18 protein-coding genes are annotated in these 19,984 nt (G+C 45.3%); 11 read left to right on the forward strand and 7 right to left on the reverse strand.

Annotated elements, in window-relative coordinates; all coding sequences use genetic code 11:
* Window positions 1–91: 91 nt before the first annotated feature.
* The 4 genes from AC23P2_RS04895 to AC23P2_RS04910 are packed head-to-tail and all read left to right on the forward strand — an operon-like array spanning window position 92 to window position 4,303.
* Window positions 92–1,135 carry a glycosyltransferase gene (locus tag AC23P2_RS04895; RefSeq protein ID WP_487772163.1) on the forward strand — a complete coding sequence of 348 codons (1,044 nt, stop codon included), beginning with the start codon at window positions 92–94 and terminating at the stop codon, window positions 1,133–1,135.
* Window positions 1,132–1,899 (forward strand): class I SAM-dependent methyltransferase, encoded by a 768-nt coding sequence (locus AC23P2_RS04900; RefSeq protein WP_487772164.1) that lies wholly within the window; start codon window positions 1,132–1,134, stop codon window positions 1,897–1,899. Before AC23P2_RS04895 ends, AC23P2_RS04900 begins: the two co-directional genes overlap by 4 nt.
* Complete coding sequence (locus AC23P2_RS04905) at window positions 1,896–3,032, forward strand: glycosyltransferase family 4 protein (RefSeq protein ID WP_487772165.1); 1,137 nt, start codon at window positions 1,896–1,898, stop codon at window positions 3,030–3,032. The genes AC23P2_RS04900 and AC23P2_RS04905 overlap by 4 nt, the downstream gene beginning before the upstream one ends.
* A gap of 56 nt (window positions 3,033–3,088) precedes the next feature.
* Complete coding sequence (locus AC23P2_RS04910) at window positions 3,089–4,303, forward strand: O-antigen ligase family protein (RefSeq protein ID WP_487772166.1); 1,215 nt, start codon at window positions 3,089–3,091, stop codon at window positions 4,301–4,303.
* 34 nt (window positions 4,304–4,337) lie between these two features.
* On the opposite strand, the gene AC23P2_RS04915 is transcribed toward AC23P2_RS04910, so the two are convergent.
* Window positions 4,338–4,679, reverse strand: coding sequence for a hypothetical protein (locus tag AC23P2_RS04915; RefSeq protein ID WP_051397786.1), 342 nt, complete (start codon window positions 4,677–4,679; stop codon window positions 4,338–4,340).
* 267 nt (window positions 4,680–4,946) lie between these two features.
* Here AC23P2_RS04915 and AC23P2_RS04920 point away from each other — a divergent pair, with 267 nt between their 5' ends.
* Together AC23P2_RS04920 and AC23P2_RS04925 are read left to right on the forward strand one after the other, a co-directional pair.
* Window positions 4,947–6,215: an aminotransferase class I/II-fold pyridoxal phosphate-dependent enzyme gene (locus tag AC23P2_RS04920; protein WP_487772167.1), complete on the forward strand. Its 1,269-nt coding sequence runs from the start codon at window positions 4,947–4,949 to the stop codon at window positions 6,213–6,215.
* A gap of 116 nt (window positions 6,216–6,331) precedes the next feature.
* A complete protein-coding gene (locus AC23P2_RS04925; RefSeq protein WP_487772168.1) occupies window positions 6,332–7,426 on the forward strand; it encodes a Gfo/Idh/MocA family protein in 1,095 nt (364 codons plus the stop codon).
* Window positions 7,427–7,455: 29 nt separating this feature from the next.
* Here AC23P2_RS04925 and AC23P2_RS04930 read toward each other — a convergent pair whose 3' ends face one another.
* The 5 genes from AC23P2_RS04930 to AC23P2_RS04950 all read right to left on the reverse strand — a co-directional run bounded on the left by AC23P2_RS04930 (window position 7,456) and on the right by AC23P2_RS04950 (window position 13,194).
* Window positions 7,456–8,427 (reverse strand): NADPH:quinone oxidoreductase family protein, encoded by a 972-nt coding sequence (locus AC23P2_RS04930; protein ID WP_487772169.1) that lies wholly within the window; start codon window positions 8,425–8,427, stop codon window positions 7,456–7,458.
* Between the two features lie 39 nt (window positions 8,428–8,466).
* Entirely contained in the window at window positions 8,467–9,081 is a 615-nt protein-coding gene (locus AC23P2_RS04935; RefSeq protein ID WP_487772170.1) for an immunoglobulin domain-containing protein, read from the reverse strand.
* Window positions 9,082–9,217: 136 nt separating this feature from the next.
* Window positions 9,218–11,092, reverse strand: a complete 1,875-nt coding sequence (locus AC23P2_RS04940) for a CocE/NonD family hydrolase (protein WP_487772171.1) — start codon at window positions 11,090–11,092, stop codon at window positions 9,218–9,220.
* Window positions 11,089–12,687 (reverse strand): hypothetical protein, encoded by a 1,599-nt coding sequence (locus tag AC23P2_RS04945; RefSeq protein WP_487772172.1) that lies wholly within the window; start codon window positions 12,685–12,687, stop codon window positions 11,089–11,091. The genes AC23P2_RS04940 and AC23P2_RS04945 overlap by 4 nt, the downstream gene beginning before the upstream one ends.
* Before the next feature lie 57 nt (window positions 12,688–12,744).
* Window positions 12,745–13,194: a hypothetical protein gene (locus tag AC23P2_RS04950; protein WP_028522420.1), complete on the reverse strand. Its 450-nt coding sequence runs from the start codon at window positions 13,192–13,194 to the stop codon at window positions 12,745–12,747.
* A 139-nt stretch (window positions 13,195–13,333) separates the two neighbouring features.
* Between AC23P2_RS04950 and glmM the strand changes: the two genes are divergently transcribed.
* From glmM to AC23P2_RS04975, 5 genes are all read left to right on the forward strand, one after another.
* Window positions 13,334–14,734 (forward strand): phosphoglucosamine mutase, encoded by a 1,401-nt coding sequence (gene glmM, locus AC23P2_RS04955; protein ID WP_487772173.1) that lies wholly within the window; start codon window positions 13,334–13,336, stop codon window positions 14,732–14,734.
* A 12-nt stretch (window positions 14,735–14,746) separates the two neighbouring features.
* On the forward strand, window positions 14,747–15,238 hold the full coding sequence (locus tag AC23P2_RS04960; RefSeq protein ID WP_487772174.1) for a gamma carbonic anhydrase family protein: 492 nt from the start codon (window positions 14,747–14,749) through the stop codon (window positions 15,236–15,238).
* Between the two features lie 109 nt (window positions 15,239–15,347).
* A complete protein-coding gene (locus AC23P2_RS04965; protein ID WP_487772175.1) occupies window positions 15,348–16,742 on the forward strand; it encodes a vanadium-dependent haloperoxidase in 1,395 nt (464 codons plus the stop codon).
* A 218-nt stretch (window positions 16,743–16,960) separates the two neighbouring features.
* Complete coding sequence (locus AC23P2_RS04970; protein ID WP_028522416.1) at window positions 16,961–17,569, forward strand: OmpH/Skp family outer membrane protein; 609 nt, start codon at window positions 16,961–16,963, stop codon at window positions 17,567–17,569.
* A gap of 189 nt (window positions 17,570–17,758) precedes the next feature.
* Window positions 17,759–18,952 (forward strand): S8 family serine peptidase, encoded by a 1,194-nt coding sequence (locus AC23P2_RS04975; protein ID WP_487772176.1) that lies wholly within the window; start codon window positions 17,759–17,761, stop codon window positions 18,950–18,952.
* Here the strand turns inward: AC23P2_RS04975 and AC23P2_RS04980 are convergent.
* On the reverse strand, window positions 18,949–19,977 hold the full coding sequence (locus AC23P2_RS04980) for a VWA domain-containing protein (RefSeq protein WP_487772177.1): 1,029 nt from the start codon (window positions 19,975–19,977) through the stop codon (window positions 18,949–18,951). The two genes, AC23P2_RS04975 and AC23P2_RS04980, sit on opposite strands and share 4 nt — an antisense overlap.
* Window positions 19,978–19,984 lie beyond the last annotated feature (7 nt).

Consider the following 19,984-nt stretch of genomic DNA (forward strand, 5'->3'; position numbering starts at 1 on the left):
AAAAAGAACGTTTTTATAAAAGGAAGTCTGCCTCTTTTTCTATGCACATTTTGTACTTTTGTTCCTTACAAGACCTAATCTAGCGTTTCTATTGACCTCCGACCCACTCAAAGTCGTCGTTTTACCCGATGCTGGCCCTGAAAACCCCTTTCAGTACGAGCTAGTTCGTTATTTGCGAGAAAAAGGGTTTGACGTGATTATTGGAGAAAAATATACCATTGGGAGTACGCTAAGGGCTATTTTCGCGCATCGCCCCCCAGTAATTTACTACGATTGGGTACATAGTTTTATTCTTGGTAAATCTCGCTTGTGGACGTACTTCAAATCGTCCGTTTTTGTCGCCGAAATTTTGGCTGCACGCTACCTATTCAAGGTTCGTTTTGTTCATACACTCCACAACCTACAAAACCACGCGGGGCTATGGCTTCGTTGGGAACGCTGTATTTATGGGTTTTTTCTCAGAAAATGCCACCAAATCAGGGTTTATTCGGAAGAAACTCGCCAAGCTGCCATTGAGCGTTTTTCGCTTCAACCCGAACGCATAAAGGTGATTCAGGATTTGCCGTATCATTTTTATTACCCCAACACCCTTTCTAAAAATGAATGTCGAAAACGTCTGAATCTTGACGACGATAATTTTGTATATTTGTTTTTTGGCGAAATCAAACCTTACAAAGGTGTTAGTAGCTTAATCGACGCTTTCGCTGAAATTGCTCGACCCAACGACCGTTTGTTGATTGCGGGCAAAAGTTACGACACCACTTTTTTTGAACCTATTGAGAAGGCCATCCAAGCCAACTCCTCTATACATCTCCACCACCGTTTCATTCAAGACGACGAAGTCCAAGTATTTTTCAACGCCGCCGACGTGGTGGTGTTGCCATTTGTTCGCATCGACCACTCTGGTTCGATCGACTTGGCGCTCTCGTTTCGTAAACCCATCGTTACGCTAAAAACCGACGCCACCGCTCGGTTGTTGGCGCACCAATCCACACTTCTGTTTGAAACACCCTCCCAACTCCCCACCTGTCTAAAAATCGCTCCCGAGTTGCCCCTCGAAACGATTGGCGACAAAAACTTTGCCATTGCTGATTCAACCAATTACCGCGACCTTACCTTACTTGTTACCCTATGAAAGAAAAATTAAAAACCCTGCTTCGGCAAAACCTCATTTATCAGCTCAATCAGCTACGATTGCAGTGGCGGAGTATTCCCTATCGGCTTGGGGATGAGGTGGAATGCCCCATTTGTCAGAGCCATTACCGCGCTTTTATGCCTTTTCGGTATCGGACAAATGCCTATTGCCCCAATTGTAAGTCGCTTGAGCGACACCGTTACATTTTTTTAGCCCTCCGCGACCGTCTTGGTTTTTTCTCAGCTCCCCGCAAAAAAGTGCTGCACTTCGCACCAGACATCTGTCTGATTCCCAGCATCAAAGCGTCCCCGTACATCGACTACGTCACGGCCGACTACATGACGTCTTTTACGAGTAGTATTACCGTAAAGCCCGACCATGTAATGTCGATTGATGACATTAAATTTGACAATGATACGTTCAACGTAGTAATTGCGATTGGAATTTTGGTAATGGTTCCTGACGACACCAAAGCCATGCGTGAAGTACTACGCGTACTTAAACCCAATGGATATGCCGTTTTTCATGATCCCATCAACAAGGATTTTCCAACCTCATTTTCGGATGCCAAATTGACCAAAGAAGAAAAACAAAAGTTGTATCACGGCCACGACCAACGCTGGTATTACGGCGCTGATTATGCTGATCGCTTGCGCGCCCAAGGGTTTAGCGTAGAGGATGATACTTTTGTCCAAACCATTGATTACAAACGCTATGGCATCTCGCCCACAGAACGGGTATATATAGCTCGAAAAACCGCATGAAAATCGTATTTTGTACCAATGCTTTTGAAAATGTAACGAATGGCCCCGTCCGATTTGCGAATAGTATTCTCGAAATCAACGAGCGCTTTCCCGAACATGAGCTACGGATTTTGACCGAAGATGTGTCTGACGAGCGGCTTGCGTCGCTTCGCTATGTTCACAAAGTTCCTGTCAAAATTCCTCGTTTGTTAAAGCCGCTTGGGCAAATTTTACGATGGTTTATCTATTATCGCCACGTCAAAGCGTTGGAGAAGTCATTTGATTTTGACGTACTGGTTTATATCAATTCCTTCAATGGAACCTGGGCGAGCTTGGTCTCTGACAAACCCACCGTGGGTATGATCAATGACGAAAAAAACATGCTCGCCCACTGGGGAAATTTTGAATGGAAATCGCTGTGGTTCAAACGATTTGTATTTCAGCAATTTGAGCGTTTATCGGCCCAAAAGCAGCAACTCGTGATTGCCAATTCGGAGTTTTTGCAAGATCGTATTCGCCAAACTTACCAATTGCCCACGTCGAAAGTAACGAGGCTCTATAAAACCATTCCGCTCGATGGTATTGAGTTCAACCCTCACCGTGCTTTTGGGAGTACTATTAAGGTACTGTTTGTGAAAGCTGATTATTTGGTAGGACAACTGCCTTTGGTCGCAGCAGCGCTCAAAAAGCTCCCACAGTATTCTTTTTTGTTGACCGTTATTGGCCCCGAACCTTGGTTTGCAGGCCATGTGCGTTCGTTTTTTGAGAATATTCCCAACGTCCAACTCGACTATCAAGGGCCGCAACCTCAAGCGCGCGTGTACGAAGCCCTGCGTAGTCACGACCTATTTTGCGTACCATCTTATACTGAAGCATTTGGCGTTGCTAATATCGAAGCACTTGCCCACGGGATTTCGGTCGTAAGTTCCCGCGTTGGGGGGATTCCCGAGGTAGTTGACAACGGCAATAACGGTTGGCTGGTCGAATCAGGTAATGTAGAAAGCCTAGCTGCGGCCTTGGTTGAATGCATCGAAAGCCCCCCACTGCGGTTAAAAAAAGCCGAAAATGGGCGGAAATTCATCCAAAAGTTTTCCAAAGACGAAATGTTGCGCAACTTTGTACAAATGCTTGAGTCGGTAGTCAACGCACACTGATTGGCGCCGAACGATAAACTATGCAATGGCGAAGAATTTTTCGAAACAGAGCACTCTTGGATTGGCACTTGGTGATGTATTTCCTCAACACCTTTTTGGTCATTTATGGATATGGGTTGAGGGGAGGGGCATTCCAAACGGCCAAATTGCTTCGTACGGGCTTAGTGGTGGTTTCGTTACTTGGTATTTTGTTTGCCCAAGGCCAGATAAAATACATATTTAACCAACAAAAAAACTGGGCACTTTATGGCTTTATTGGCCTCAACATACTCGTTTTACCCTTTAGTGTCGATGTTTTTCGGAGTTTTGAACGACTATCCGCTTGGATACCGTTTTTGATTTATACCAACTACTTCGTCGTCTATCTTTTTAAGCATTATTCCAAAGAGGAGGCTAAAATCAAACTGTTACAGATTTTCAGCTTAGCGTATTTTTATCCTGTCGCAATGATGCTCTTCACTGGCGTTGCCTTTCAATCTACCAACGTTTACGGCCAGTACGTCGGGGTGTATAAAGCCAACGTCATCGGCTGGGCTTGTACACTGTTCATAGTATCGAGTTTTGATTTATATGCCAATAGCCCCATGAAAAAATGGGTCCAATACCTCTTTTTTTTCATTGCGTTTCTGACGCTGTGGGGCATTGTTCTCACGGGTTCACGAAGCAGTTATGCGGGTTTGGCGCTGTCTTCGGCGGTTCTCATTGCCCGTAACCGAAAAATTTCCATTTACCTCAAAGCCGCCGCTCTTACTTGTGTTTTGGCTTTTGCGTACTACATTGTGATGAGCCCCGATTCGGTCATTAACTTGCGTTCAAAATACGCAGGAATACGCCGCCAACGCGGAGAAATCCGTTTTCAGTTGGCCCAAAAAGCCTTTGAAGTATTTACAAATGACCCTGCTGTGTTATTGACAGGTTTTGGATTTGATAATTTCAAAGCAGGATTGGAAGTATATGCCGACGTCCACACCGATTTAGCTTCGCACAATTCGTACCTCGAAATCTTATTTTCAGGCGGTCTCCTTTCGTTTCTTTTTTTCTTGATTTTTTACGCCATCAACGCCTTTTGGGTCTATGTGCGCTACGACAGTCCGTACTTTGTTTTTCTGCCATCATTGATGATTATACCATACTTTGAGTCTAACCTCAACGCGGGTCAATTTTTATTTTTTCCATGGATGACCGTCTTGTTTTACTACATCCACGTTCGTTCATTGCAGATTCCTGTACACGAGATGAGCCTCAATAACACACAAAAAAGGGAAGCCTAGGCTTCCCTTTTTTGTGTTTCTGCAAAGCAGTTGACTATTTTTTCTCTTCTTCACTGCCACCAAAAAGTCCTTTGATAAACCCTGTTGCTTTGTCGAGTGCTTCACCCGCTTCTTCTTTGAGGTCTTCAAATTTTTCTTGAGCTTCAGCGGCCAACTCTTCCGCTTTGGCTTTGGCTTCTGCCAATGCTTCTTCGGCTTCAGCTTTCATTTCTTCAGCTTTTGCTGCTGCTTGCGCTTTCAAGCCTTCTACGTCAACGCTTTGTATTTTCTCCGTAATTTCTTCTTTCAACTCTTGAAATGTCTCTTGTGCGTCTGAAGCTAATTCTTGCGCTTTGGCTTTGGCTTGTTCGGCTGCATTTTTCAATTGGTCTTCCATGATTACTCGTATTATGTGGTTTAAAATAAGTGAATGTAAGTTGCTACAAATTTAAGAGAAACCAAGCGGGTTGGTTCGCCGCTCATCACATTAATTTTCAGCGAAACTCCGTTCCCAAATTGGATTTTTGCGAGGTCGTTTCTTCATTCAGACGCAGGCATTGGGCATCAGTAACACCCCTAACTCTTTGAAATTGAGTCAGGAATTTTTATTTTTGTACAAAATTTATTTGAAAGCTGTATTTAACTCTAAAAATAGCATAATTAAGTGGATATTTTCGAGAAACTACGTAGTAACTGGGGACCTATCGGGGCGGCCGCAAAAGCCCTTAATAGCCACCACTATTTTTCATTTCCAAAGCTAGAAGGGGAAATCGGCCCACATATGAAATTTCGTGGAATGGACGTCCTCAACTGGAGTTTGAATAACTACCTCGGTTTGGCCAACCATCCAGAAGTTCGTAAGGCCGATGCCGAAGGCGCAGAAAAATGGGGATTGGCGTATCCAATGGGCGCCCGTATGATGTCGGGTAACTCTGATTTACACGAGATTTTCGAGAAAGAATTGGCGGAATTTGTTGGCAAAAAAGAAGCATTCTTGCTCAACTATGGCTACCAAGGAGTAATGTCGGTGATTGAGTGCGTATGCGACCACCGCGACGTTATCGTCTATGATGCCGAAGCGCACGCATGTTTGATTGACGGTATCCGTTTGCACAAAGCGAAAATGGGTCAATACTACAAGTTTAACCATAATGACATGGCAAGCTTGGAGAAAAACCTCATTCGTGCCACCAAGTTGGCCGAAGAAAAAGGCGGTGGCGTTCTTGTCATTACGGAAGGAGTGTTCGGAATGTCAGGAAAAGTAGGTAGCCTCGACAAAGTTGTTGAATTGAAGCAAAAATATAATTTCCGTCTTTTGGTAGACGACGCGCACGGTTTTGGAACCATGGGCGCCAACGGAGGCGGAGTAGCCGAGCTTTTTGGCGTAGCAAAAGAAGTCGATTTGTACTTCTCGACTTTTGCCAAATCAATGGCCGCCATTGGTGGATTTATCGCTGCCGATGATCCAGACATTATCATGTACCTCAAGTACAATATGCGCTCACAAACTTACGCCAAAGCCCTTCCAATGCCTTACGTGGAAGCGGGTCGTAAGCGTTTGGAGCTTATCAAAGCACATCCCGAACTTCGCGAAAAACTCTGGACAATTGTTAATGCCCTTCAAAACGGTCTCCGCGACCTTGGGTTTAACATTGGCGAAACGACCTCTCCTGTGACGCCCGTGTTTATGCAGGGCCTTCAAGGCGGTCTTCCCGAAGTGACCAACATGGTACGCGATTTGCGCGAAAACATGGGAATTTTCTGTTCTATCGTCGTTTATCCTGTGATTCCAAAAGGACAAATCATCTTGCGTTTGATTCCGACGGCGGCTCACACGCTTGAAGACGTAGATCGTACCTTAAAAGCTTTTGACAACATGCGCTCCAAACTCGACGCAGGCGTATATCGCGCTGGCCTCGAAGTGGTTGCCTAAATAATTTTGGTTTTGTATTCCAAAGCGAGTGCCTCTTAGGAGGTTACTCGCTTTTTTTATGCTAGAAATGGGGAGGTTTGTAAACAATGTTCTTTTATTAAAAATACCCTTCTCCTATGAAATCGCTGCAAGTTTTTCTCTTACTGATTATTAGTAGTTTACTGGCCGAAGCCAAACCGCTTCGGTTGGGTGTGGCAGGATTTACCCACGACCACGTCCATCAAATTCTGAGTCGCCCCGACAAAGGGGATGTCGAAATCGTGGGAGTGGCCGAGCCCAACCGTGAGTTAGCGATGCGTTATTTGAAACGCTATAAATTGTCAGAAAAACTGTGGTATCCGTCGCTCGAAGCCATGATTGCCGCCACGCAACCCGAAGCCGTTTGTGCTTTTAATAGCATTTACGAACACAAACAAGTGGTGGAAATCTGCGCGCCAAAAGGTATTCATGTGATGGTTGAAAAACCGTTGGCCGTGAATCGTGAACACGCCGAAGCCATGGTTAAGCTAGCTCAAAAGCACAAAATTCAATTGTTGACCAACTTTGAAACAACCTGGTACGCCAGCCATCAAGAAGCCTATCGGATGATAAAAGAACAAAATGCGTTGGGCGAAATTCGGAAGGTAGTGGTTCACGATGGTCACAAAGGACCCCGAGAAATTGGTTGCTCCGAAGATTTTTTGTCGTGGCTCACCGATCCTGTGATGAATGGAGGAGGAGCCATTATTGATTTTGGGTGCTATGGCGCCAATCTAATGACATGGCTCATGCAAGGCGAACGCCCGCTGTTGGTCACGGCCATTACCCAACAAATCAAACCTGCTGTTTACCCCAAGGTGGACGACGAAGCCACTATCATTCTTACCTATCCGCACGCTCAAGCCGTCATTCAAGCTTCGTGGAACTGGCCTTTTGACCGCAAAGACATCGAAATTTATGGGCAAAAAGGGTACGTTGTCTGTGACAAAACCCTCCAAATGCGCGTTCGGCAGGGAGACGGCGCACAACGCGACGCCCCCGAAAAATTGCAAACACTCACGCCACTTTCGGCACCATACAACGACCCTTTCTCTTATTTTGCTGCGGTCATCAAAGGCGAAATCACTCCCAAGAAAGATTTATCTTCCCTCGAAATCAACCAAGTGGTGGTTGAGATTTTGGATGCTGCCGTGCAATCTGCTAAAACAGGAAAGACTATTTCTTTGAGATAACACAGGGGGTTGCTCACAACCCCTACACGCTATGGAACAACGACTAATTTCCCCATCGCTCGGCGTTCGAGCATGTCGTACAGCGCTTGCGGGGCTTCTTCGAGCGAGTATGTTTTCTGAATATGGGGTTTGAGTTCGCCCGTTTGGTACCATTGAAACAACTCCGTAATGTTCTGAAAATTAGCTTTAGGCTCTCGTTCGGCAAAAGCTCCCCAAAACACGCCAACAATAGCGCAACCTTTTAGAAGTGCCAAATTGAGCGGAATCGACGGTATTTGTCCTGCGGCAAAGCCTACCACCAAATATCGTCCTTTCCAGTTCATCGCACGCAACGCAGGTTCGGCATATTTATCCCCTACAGGATCGTAAATCACGTCCACACCACCACCTGTTATTTCTTTTAGGCGTTCGCGCAGGTCTTCTTTTGAGTAATTGATTACGGCATCAGCACCGTACGACTTGCAGAGCTCCAGTTTTTCCTCGCTCGACGCCGCTGCAATCACCTTTGCCCCCATGATTTTGCCCAAATTAACAGCCGCTAACCCTACACCTCCAGCCGCACCAAGTACGAGCAGCGTTTCACCCGCTTTCAGTTCGGCGCGGTCTTTCAGGGCATGATACGAGGTTCCGTACGTGTACATCAATGAAGAAGCCACTTTATAATCCATTTTAGGCGGCATCCGAAATACTCGGTTGGCTTTCACGGCCAGTTCCTCCGCAAACCCGCCCCAGCCTGGCATGGCAAATACATCGTCTCCAGCTTTGAGGTGCTTTACGCCTTCGCCTACTTCTTTGACCACTCCTGCGACCTCACCACCAGGCGAAAAAGGAAACGCAGGTTTAAACTGGTATTTCCCTTGAATGATAAGGGTATCGGGAAAATTAACTCCGCAGGCTTTGACCGTAATAACCACCTCATCTGCCTTAGGAGCAAGTGGTGCTATGTCTTCAACGAGGAGGCTATCGGGAGTTCCGTACTGTTTGCAGAGAAGTGCTTTCATGAGGAAAGAAGGTTGGTTTTCCCCTAAAAGCAAAAAAAATTACCGCCTTACTTTTTTGACGGTTATCGGAACGCACATCGTCCTTTGAATGTCCAAACGAGCAGGTGTTCGACCCAAACTTTTACATCCAGAATCAAGGCGGCGGGTTTCGGCATAATACATACCAGAGTTAGTCGGAATATACTGTAATATTCCTTTTGCCAACAATGTCCCACCCGTTGGTTTATCATACCAATCGACGGTTTCATTGTCCTTTGGGAACGCAATTAGGGGAGGAATAGGCTGCCCTTCGCAGGTACTTTGGCTAACTGCCAAGGGAGCGTCGGGTAAAATAGGGTCGCAAATAGGGAGCGGAATTACTTCTTGACGGGCGAGCTCGGTGGTGTCGTTTGGCCGAATTGTCACCATTACTTTGTAGTCAAAACTAGGATCAATGTCCACGATGGTATCATTTTGAATACGGCCTTTATTCGTACTGATTTCAGCATCTATCAAGCTGAAAACAATTCGATAACGGCTTTCTCCCTCACACACTTTGGGGCATATTATTTCAGTTACTTTGAAACTAACTTTGCCTTGAGAAAAGGTGTGAGTGACGGATACAATCATCAAGAGGAAGCCCCACAAAGGGCTTCTTCGACATAATAATTTCACTTATGAGTAGGGTATAATAGAATACAAATTTAATGGCTTCTATTATACCCTCCAAAAAAATAAAATTAAAATTGGCTGATTAACAGCGAATTACAAATCTGGTCTCTTTTTATATCCCAATAGAAATATACCAATTCTAACGCAAAATCTGCACTTCAACGGCACTTGAAGCGCCTTTTTGGTGATAAACTGTGTGCGTTGCTTTGATAAAATCTGAGTCGTTTGCAACGTAAATATTAGGCACAAATTTTTGAGGATTTCGGTCAAAAAGTGGAAAAGCGGTACTCTGAACTTGGATCTGAATGCGGTGTCCTTTCTTAAAAGTATGCAGTACATCCTGCAAGCGGAAGTTCACATCTGTTACTTTATTAGGCACCAAAGCTTCGGGTTTTTCAAACGAATTTCGGAAACGAGCACGCATAATTTCGCTACGCACCATCTGGTGATAATTGCTTAAAATGACGTTCTTATTAGGCATAAAAGCATGATTAGGTTCATCACCAGGATAGACATCAATTAGCTTCACAAAAAAATCGGCATCCGAGCCTGTCGTGCTAATCTTGAGTTTGGCCATTATTTCTCCTCCCAGGGTTACATCTTCGGTAAGTGGTTCGGTCTGAAACGTCAGCACATCCGTACGACGCGCCGCAAAACGCTGGTCTTCCGACATGTAATTAAACGGCGTGAAGCCCATGGTTTCGGTATTATCTTCAATGTACGGCACTGGCTTGAGCGGGTCGCTGATGTAGGCTGTATTTGATGCGGCTTGTGTTGGCGCTTCAAACGACAACTTACCATTGGCGTGGAAATACAAGGTTTTCTTTTCGGCAACAGCGGCAGGCCAACGTTCAAATTTCTCCCATTGCTTCTTGCCAGTATTAAACAAGTACGCGTCGGGCAAGCCCGTTTTTCCATCGCCCGCACCTTTCAAAAAGTGGTTGAAAAACGTACGCTCAATTTCTCGTTGATAAAACGTGGCCACACTATCTCCAAAATACACATTGCTATGCAGCGTATGCCCCGTTTCGGCCGACCACCGACCGTGCCCAAAAGGCCCCATCACCAACGTATTGTAGGTCGAAGGATTGTTTTTTTCTAGGGTTTTATAAACCGTCAGTGGCCCGTACAAGTCTTCGGCATCAAACCAGCCTCCTACCGTCATCACGGCGTGTTTCACGTTTTTTAAATGCGGAATAATGCTGCGTTTCTGCCAAAACTCGTCGTAGTTGGGGTGATCTTTGTGTTCTTGCCAAAAGAAGTTGTCTTTGTAATATTTATCAAAATGTTTGAGAGAGCCCAAATCAAGGTTAAACTGATAGCCGTCTTTGGTTTTTTCTTGAATCATCTGCGGCATCCACCAGTGCGCTGTGGTAGGTTTTTGGTGTTGAATCCCAAACACAGGAAACGTCAAGAAATAGCCTTGCGTAAAAGCACCATTGTGGTGAAAATCATCGAAATAAAAATCTGAAACAGGCGCTTGGGGTGACGAAGCCTTGAGGGCTGGATGCTGGCTCAACGCGCCTGCCACCGTATAAAACCCTGGATAACTGATACCCCACTGACCAACGCGACCATTGTTATTGGCCACGTTTTTCACCAACCAATCTATCGTATCGTACGTATCAGATGATTCATCCACCTGCGTTGGTTTGGTTTTATCCGCAATCTGCGGAGTCATGTTTGTCCAAGTACCTTCGCTCATATAACGCCCACGAACATCCTGGTAAACAAAGATATACTTGTCTTTCATTAAAAACTTATTGGGGCCTAATTGCCCAGGAAATTTGCCTTCGCCGTAAGGCGCCACGCTGTAGCACGTCCGTTGCATCAAAAACGGATAGGTATTAGACGCCGACGCGTCTTTGGGCACATAAACGATGGTGTGCAACTTCACGCCATCACGAACTGGAATATCGTATTCGGTTTTGGTGTAATTTTCCTTTACCCAATCAACTTGGGCATAGAGGGTATGTTGTAGTGCTACAACACAAAAAAGAATCCACTTTTTCATGGTTTAACAGTTTGTTTAATGAGTAAATAATCTCCTGTTGAATTGGTTGAAAACTTTTTAAATCCTAATGAAGCTTGATTGGCCAAAAACGACTGAAAACCAGCATCTTTCGCAAAATATATTTGCATATCTTGGGTCATCAGAATGAAATTAATGTTTTTAGATTTTACGAAGTCCGTAAAATTACCCGAAGTATATTCTTCCACGTGAATCCAATCAGATTCCTCTTTGAGAAAAACCCGATACCAATCACGCTCAAGAACGCGTAAACGTGCTGTAGGCTGAATGGCTTTGATAAACCGAACGTTGTCGGCAATAGGAGTGGGAAGAGGTTGAGAATACGAGAAATACCGAATTCCCACAAATATAAGCAAGACGCCCAAAGCGACCGTTCCTTGCAAAGATTGGCTAAACATTGGCAAATCGCGCAACACAATTCGTTTTACGACTTGGGCTAACAACCAGAAAATGAGAATCAAATGAAATACCAAGTAATGTGTACGCGGGTAAATTAGGACGGTAGCAATGAGCGACGGTAGCAGCAACACCAGCACCGCTATAAACCCCCAAAAATCGACTGCGGTTTTCTGAAAATTTTGAAAAGTGCGACGGTAATCCACACAAGCAGCAAATATCAAGGCAATTAAACCTACGAAAACCGTTCGCGAGCGCGAGTACCATCCCCGAAAAAGAGTTTGATAAAACGTGTCCACCGCATTTTTAACATTGGCCGTTAGGCTATGTGTGATATTCGTAAAAACGTGTTTAAACGCCCATTGAGGCTGTTTTTTGACTGCATCGGCAAAGGTTTGGACATCATCTCCCAATACTTTATGAAATAGCTTTAACTGCGATTCAATTGTACTAGGCTCAGGCTGATGGTTCCACGCACTGTAATTTACCACAAAATGCTGCTGAAATGCTACTGTGCTACGGTTGTCGTCGGCTCCGAACAGGGGATTACCAAAGAGCAAGTGTAACACCAAAGAAGCTACAGCAAAACTCCCCAAAGGCAACCATCGAATTTCACCTTTGGAAGCTTCTTTCCACAACCACCCCAATGCTATGGCCGTTCCACCAAGAAACGACACGTAAAATTCGGGGCGAATGTAGGAGCAAACCAACCCTGTAAATGCCACCACCAAAAAGCGCAAGTACTGAGGCCATGTGTTGAAATGAACCAGCGCAAGCGCTCCTAAAATCAGGCAGAAGGGGGCAATAGAAATTTTAGGGTTGAGCGGAAGGTTTTGGTTGGAAAATAAAAACAGCACCGCTAACCACGCGCTCACTGCCACCGATACCTTCAGTGAGCGAAACCACAAAAAGCTAACAACGCCCGCTATAACGCTTAAAATAGCCCAGTTGGCGTAGTACAAATCGAGGCTATCGGGGATAAACAAATGCCAAAAAGCATACCAAGCAGCATACAAAGGGCCCCATTGTACCCCTCCAATAAATGGGACAGAAAACGTCAGACCTGAGCCCAAATAGGTGGTTTCATCTCCAAATTCAACGTCCTTCCAGACGGTGATGTCATGAACAAGCACCCACCCTGCAATCAACACAATAAGTACTCCAAGCCAATGTAAACGCATATAGAAAAAAATTGTCGAAGCGTTTATGCCTCGACAATATATTTTTTAGTCAATAAATTAAATCGCTTTGGTCGTGTCCACAGGAGCCGTTTGTGGTTCAGGTTGCGGCGTTGGTAGTACCTGTCGAGGAACATTTGGGGCAGGAATTAACTCCACCGAAATGACGAAATACTCCGTATCTCCATTCCAAGGAAGCTTAAAAAATTTCTCTTCGTAATGAAGCGATACCCTTTGCCCTGTCCGTTGTGACTCGTTTAGGGCATTTACCACCGCTTCGTTGTCTCCATCCACTGAAAAATCCCAAGTGGTAGAATTAAATGTTCCTGTTCCATCCGACATTCCTCCTACCATCAACTGACCTTCGTAAGTTTTAAAAACGTATCCTTTGCGGCTCAACTTCACCAGTGAGCCTACGCGCGTACCGTCGCTGTAATAACCAAATGTAACATAATAGAAAATTCCTCCTAAAATCAGGAAGAAAATCACAAGAAAGAGCCACTTACGCATAATCTTGTAAAAATTAGAGTGTTAAACAGATTAAAGGGCGAACTTCGTAAAAGTCGTTGGATTTTGCAAGAAGCACCTGTTTATGACCAAAAATTACTACTTTTGACCCCATCATAAGACAGTAAAAAAATAAAATAAAGTGGCTCTAATAAAATCAATCTCGGGTATTCGTGGTACGATTGGAGGTAAGACGGGAGATTCGCTTACGCCTATTGATGTTGTAAAGTTTGCAGCAGCTTTTGGAACTTGGCTCAAACGCTCTCGGCCTAATAATTTACGCATTGTGATTGGTCGCGATGCACGCCTTTCGGGCGAAATGGTTTCTAAGCTTGTGGCCTCTACCCTTCAAGGCATTGGGTTTGAAGTAATCGACTTAGGACTTTCAACTACTCCCACGGTAGAAATTGCCGTACCGCTCGAAAATGCCGCAGGGGGCATCATTCTCACGGCAAGCCACAATCCAATTCAATGGAATGCCCTCAAACTCCTCAACAGTGCGGGCGAATTTATTTCGGGTCAAGACGGGGCGGATGTACTTGCTTTGGCCGAAAGTGAAGATTTTGATTTTGCCGAAGTCCGTAAATTAGGAAGCTACCGAACAGATAACACTTATTTTCAGAAACACATTGAGTTGATTCTTGACTTGCCATTGGTCGATAAAGAGGCTATTGCTGCGCAAAATTTCAAAATCGCGGTCGATGCCGTAAACTCAACGGGAGGGATTGCCGTACCAATGCTGTTGGAAGCTTTGGGCGTAAAAAAGGAAAACATCAAACTCATCAACTGCGAGCCTACGGGAAACTTTGCCCACAACCCTGAGCCTCTTCCCGAAAACTTAATCGAAATCAGCAGCGAACTCAAACGCGGCCACTACGACCTCGGTATCGTTGTTGACCCCGACGTCGATCGTTTGGCTTTGATTTGCGAAGATGGCTCTCCCTTTGGTGAAGAATATACCCTCGTAGCTGTGGCCGACTATGTGTTGAAACATACCCTCGGAAATACGGTTTCTAACTTATCATCTACGGGCGCACTCCGTGACATTACCCTCAAGGCAGGAGCGCAGTATTTTGCCGCTGCGGTAGGGGAGGTGAATGTTGTAGAAATGATGAAAGCGCAAAATGCCGTCATCGGTGGCGAAGGCAACGGAGGTATAATTTATCCTGCTTTACACAGCGGCCGCGATGCCCTTGTTGGTATTGCGTTATTCTTAACGCACTTGGCTAATTTCGGAAAATCAATTGCTATTCTTAGAAGTACATACCCCAATTATTTTATTTCTAAAAATAAAATTGAGCTCACACCTGACATCAACGTGGACAAGGTTCTCGAAAAAATTAGCCAGAAATACGCCAAAAATCCCGTTAATACCATCGATGGTGTAAAGATTGAATTTGACAAAGAGTGGGTTCACTTACGCAAATCTAACACCGAGCCCATCATTCGGATTTATTCTGAATCAGAAACGGAATCTACGGCCAACCATCTTGCAAAAAAAATCATCAATGATATTAAGGAAGTCATTTCCAATCATTTATAAATCGACAACATTATGAGTCGCGTTGCGTTCATTGCTCCTACTTCCTGTGTAATGGGCCAAGTAACCCTCGGCGAAGGGGCATCGGTTTGGTACGGCGCGGTAATTCGTGCCGATGTGGAAAAAATCAGCATCGGTGCCCGTAGCAACATCCAAGACACGGCCGTTCTTCACGCTGATTTTGGTTCTCCAACCATCATTGGTGAAGATGTCACGGTGGGGCATGGAGCGATTGTACACGGCGCCATTGTTGGCGACGGCTCGCTGATTGGAATGCGTGCAACGATTCTGAACAACGCCAAAATTGGGAGATTTTGCATCATAGGCGCCCATACCCTTGTGACTGAGGGCATGGAAATACCTGATTTTTCGATGGTTGTAGGTACGCCAGGGAAAATCATCAAGCAACTTCCCGAAACCTATGCCAAAAAGCTTCTTGAAAGCGCTGCTCATTACGTCGAAATGGCATATAAACACGCAGAAGGCGCATTTCCATTAGTACAATAAACACTGATACTTTATTTAATACCCTCTTTGCCAAACGTTTACTTCGTTTGGCATTATTTTTGATATACACTTTTTCGTTATACGCCTTACCTATTAAAGACGAATAAGTATGAAAAACAGTCTATTTTTTAGATCACTGAGAAGAAAATTACCCACAGCGGTTGCCGCTTTGGTTGCTTTGACGATATATAGTTGCCGTGACGCTTCTCAAGAACCCGTCGAACCTACTCCTACTGCCAATTCAAAAGGAACCGAAACCTACAGTGCTGACGTAGCTACCAAGTGGGCCGAAATGGATTTGGTGCTTACGCAAAACAGCACTGGATTTACGCCACCTGTGGCCGCACGCGCCTTGGGGTATGCAGGAGTAGCCATGTACGAAGCCGTTGTGCCTGGTATCAAGGACAATCGTTCGCTGGTCAAGCAATTAAATGGTTTAACAGAGTTGCCAGTACCCGAAACTAATCAAGAATACAACTGGGCAGCCAGCGCCAATGCAGCTCAAATTTATATGGCCAAAAACCTCTGGCCTACTGCCAACGAAGCTACCAAGAAGAAAATTGATTCGCTCGGAACGGCCATTCGCAATGAGCTCATTGCAGGAAGCAGCCAAGCCATCGTAGAGCGTTCGGAAGCATTTGGATACGCCATTGGAAAAGCTATTTTTGACTGGTCAAAAAGCGACGGTGGACACGAGGGGTTTAACCGTAACTTCCCCACCACCTACAAAGTGCCTGTTTTTCCAGGGGCGTGGCAGCCAACCGAAAATGGGCGCACCATCCCAATGCTACCGTATTGGGGGCAAAATCGTACATTCATCGCCGCCAATGGACTGCTAACTCCCCCTGCACCTCTGACGATTTCGACGCAGGTCAATTCGCCTTACTTCCAGCAATACTACGATGTTTACAAGAAAAACATTAGCCTCACCCAAACTGAAAAGGAAATCTCAATCTGGTGGGCCGACGATCCAAGCGAGACATTTACGCCTCCTGGTCACTCGTATAACATCGCGAAAATTGCCATCAAAACTAGCAATGTAAAACTGGACAAAGCCGCCGAAGCATTGGCCCGTACGGGTATTGCAGTCGCCGACGCTTTTATTATATGTTGGAAATGCAAGTATATGTTCAACAACGAGCGCCCTTATACTTTTGTACGCCGTGCAATCGACCCTAGTTGGGTTCCATTCTGGCCTGCACCACCGTTTCCTGGGTATGCCTCAGGCCATGCTACCCAGTCATCGGCCTCGGCTGTAGCATTAGAAGGGGTTTTCGGAACTTCGTTTGCCTTTGTAGATGACTCCCACGTAAAACGCGTAAAAGACACCAAACGAAACGTTGATTTTAAAGCCCGAAGCTTTAAATCGCTCCAAGAAGCCGCTTCTGAATCAGCCTATTCGCGCTTTCTCGGCGGTATTCATACCTTCCAAGACAACGACACTGGCCTGAAAGAAGGTAAAAAAGTAGGACAACATATCAATGCCCTGGCTTGGAAGAAATAACGGCCACCTACTAAGCAGTCTGTTCGCTCACCATAAAGGCAAATGTCCTTTTGGTGAGCGAAAGTTTTTTTAAGGGAATGGTTTTTTCTATTTTTGTCACCATTGGAACTATCTCATTTCATTTTAAAGTAAATTTTTGGAAATCAACTCTTTACAAATTGAACGATGAAAGGGACTTGTTTACGATCAACTTTTAAAAACTTTAAAACAATTTTACAGTGAAAAACGGACTACTTATTTGGAATGCAGTTTTGACTTTGGCCGTCGTTTTTTTGGGATACCAACACTTCCAACATCACTCTTCAGGGGGAGATAGCAGCAGCACTCCTGATGCCGCAAAAGGCAAAAAAATCGTTTATGTGCAAGCTGATTCGCTTCTCAAAAACTATGATTATTACAAAGACTTTCAAAAAGAGTTTGAAAGTAAAGGCTTTCAATTGGAAAACGACCTAGCCAACAAAGGACGCACGTTCCAAAATAAAGTGGCTTTCTTCCAACAACGTGCCCAACAAGGGGCTCTTTCACAAGATCAAGCACAAGCAGCGCAAGCGCAGTTAGGTAAAGAAGAGCAAGACATTACGAAATACCGCGATGAGCAACTTCGTAAGTTGGAAGAAGAACGTTTGAAAAAAACCGAAGAGTTTTATACCAACATTTTTGATTACATCAAAAAATACAACAAAGAAAGTGGCTACGAGTTTGTACTGGGCTACAGCAAAGGAGGCGGTATTTTGTTTGCCGATGCCAGCCTTGACGTAACCAAGAAAATCGTAGAAGGACTTAACAAAGAATACAAAGAAAAAGACGCAGCTAAAGCCAAAAAATAAGCACGTCTTAGGCTTCAAAAGCGGCAGCATTTCTCCATCGAAGTGCTGCCGCTTTTTGTTTATACAACAATTTTTGAGGGACAACTGCGTTAATTTTCAAACCATTTACCAATCTTTATTCACCTCTTCGTCGCTTCTTTATGACCCATTACGTTTACTTTTTTCTTAACCAACCCGTCTTAACACAGAATGAAAAAAGTAATCGTACTCCTGACTTTGGTAGGGCTTGCAAGCTGCCAGCGTGAAATTACGTCAACGGCCCCCGCGGCTGATTGCCTCGTGACTGCTTCCGCCACCAGCGGCGATATTATTGAGGGTGAATACATTATTACGCTCAAAGAAGCTTCCAGCACGTCCAGCACTACTGCCCGAATAGCCGCCGTTTCTGACCAATTGCGGCAGAAATACAACCTTTCCTCAAAAGCTATTCGTACCACCTTCAAAGGACACCGCGAAGGCTTTTTTGCCAGCCTCACCCCAGCGGAACTTCATTCCCTCCAAACTGACCCTAGCATAGAGCTCGTTGAGCCCGACCGAAAAGTAGGCTTATGTTCGTGTTTGGAAGTAGTAAGTTCGACCTCTGTTACTTGGAACGTCAAAAAAACAGGGTATGGCAACGGAGAAAACTTCCAAGAAAAAACAGTCTGGGTCATTGATACGGGCGTTGACCTCGACCACCCTGACCTCAACATCGACACCCAACGCAGCCAATCCTTCATCAGCGGCATCACTACTGCCGAAGACAACAACGGGCACGGCACCCACGTAGCGGGTATTATTGGGGCAAAAAATAACACCTTGGGAGTAATGGGCGTTGCGTCGGGCGCCAAAATAGTGGCGCTCAAAGTACTAGACCAGTTAGGCGAAGGGCGACTGTCGAGCGTAATTTCGGCACTTACCTACATTCGCCAAAATGGCAAAGCGGGCGACGTTGTCAATATGAGTTTGGGACTTGAAGGTATTTCAACCACCCTCGACCGCGAAGTGCAGGCTGCCGCAAATTTGGGGATTTTGTTTTCCATTGCCGCAGGAAACGACGCCAAGCTGGCCAGCGGTTTTTCGCCCGCAAGACTTAATCACAGCAATATTTTCACGGTGTCAGCGGTAGATAGCACGGGACGTTTTGCAAGCTTTTCCAATTATGGCAACGACGCCGTGGATGTCGCCGCCTATGGGGTTCGTATTCTTTCCACCTATTCCAATGGCCGTTATGCGATTCTTTCGGGCACTTCTATGGCGGCACCACACGTGGCAGGTTTACTTTTAATTAAGGGGATCAATATTCCAACCTCAGGAACCGCCTCCAACGACCCCGACGGAGTACCTGACCCCATTGCCAGGGCGGGCAAAACGCAAGTGGCAGTAGCGGTGGTGGACAATTAATCTTCCAAGACGTTGGCCACGAAAGTGGCCTTGAGCAGGAGCAAACCTAAGAAGAAGGTAATCGCCCAATTGAGGTAAATTCGATAATAATCTTTGACTTCTTGGTAACGTCGATTTTTAACATTGACTCGTTCCAATCGGTCAATTTGGCGAAACACTTGTGCAAGCGTGGTATTGTCGGTAGCTCGATAGAAATGGCCATTGGTGGTAGAAGAAATGGTTTTGAGCATGGCCTCGTCGGCTACCGAATGCACCAGCTTTGTTCCTACAGAATCGCGTACGGCCCTGCTAATAAATGGTTTACCAACGGCAATGGTATAAACCCGTATGCCAAAGGCTTTGGCAAGTTGCGCGGCGGTGGTTGGGTCAAGATTTCCTGCGGTATTTTCTCCGTCACTCAATAAAATAACAACTTTTGACTTCGCTAGGCTTTCTCGCAGCCGGTTGATACAAACCGCCAAAGCACTCCCCACGGCCGTTCCAGCCACGGTAATCATACGGTGATTTACTTCCTCCAGAAAACCATAAATTAGTTCGTAGTCATTGGTAAGCGGACAAAGCGTAAATGCTTCTCCCGCAAACACCACTAACCCCACTCGGTCTTGTAAACGACCGCCAATAAACGATTTGGCGACGCTTTTGGCCGATACCAAGCGGTTGGGAGGTAAATCTTTTTCTAACATCGAATCCGAAATGTCCAAAGCCAACATGATGTCTATCACTTCGGCATCTCTTTCGGTCAAGGTGTTGATTAATTGTGGCCGCGCAAGTGCTATTAGTAAACAACTTAAGGCAAGAAAACCCGTCACAGGAAACAAATACCGCAGCGCCACTGACCAGCTTCTGGGCGCATCTTTATCGACAAATGTGATTCCTAACCGCTGAACCGCTCCTGCATGAAACACATTTCGTAGCCAAAATGCCACGGGAATGGCCAAAATACCGTACAAATAGTACGGATGTGCCCACGAGAATGCGCGTAGTTTTACCAACGTAAACCACTCCAAAGAAAGCCAGTCCCACATAATATAT

The organism is Runella sp. R0.1_18 (assembly GCF_057652155.1).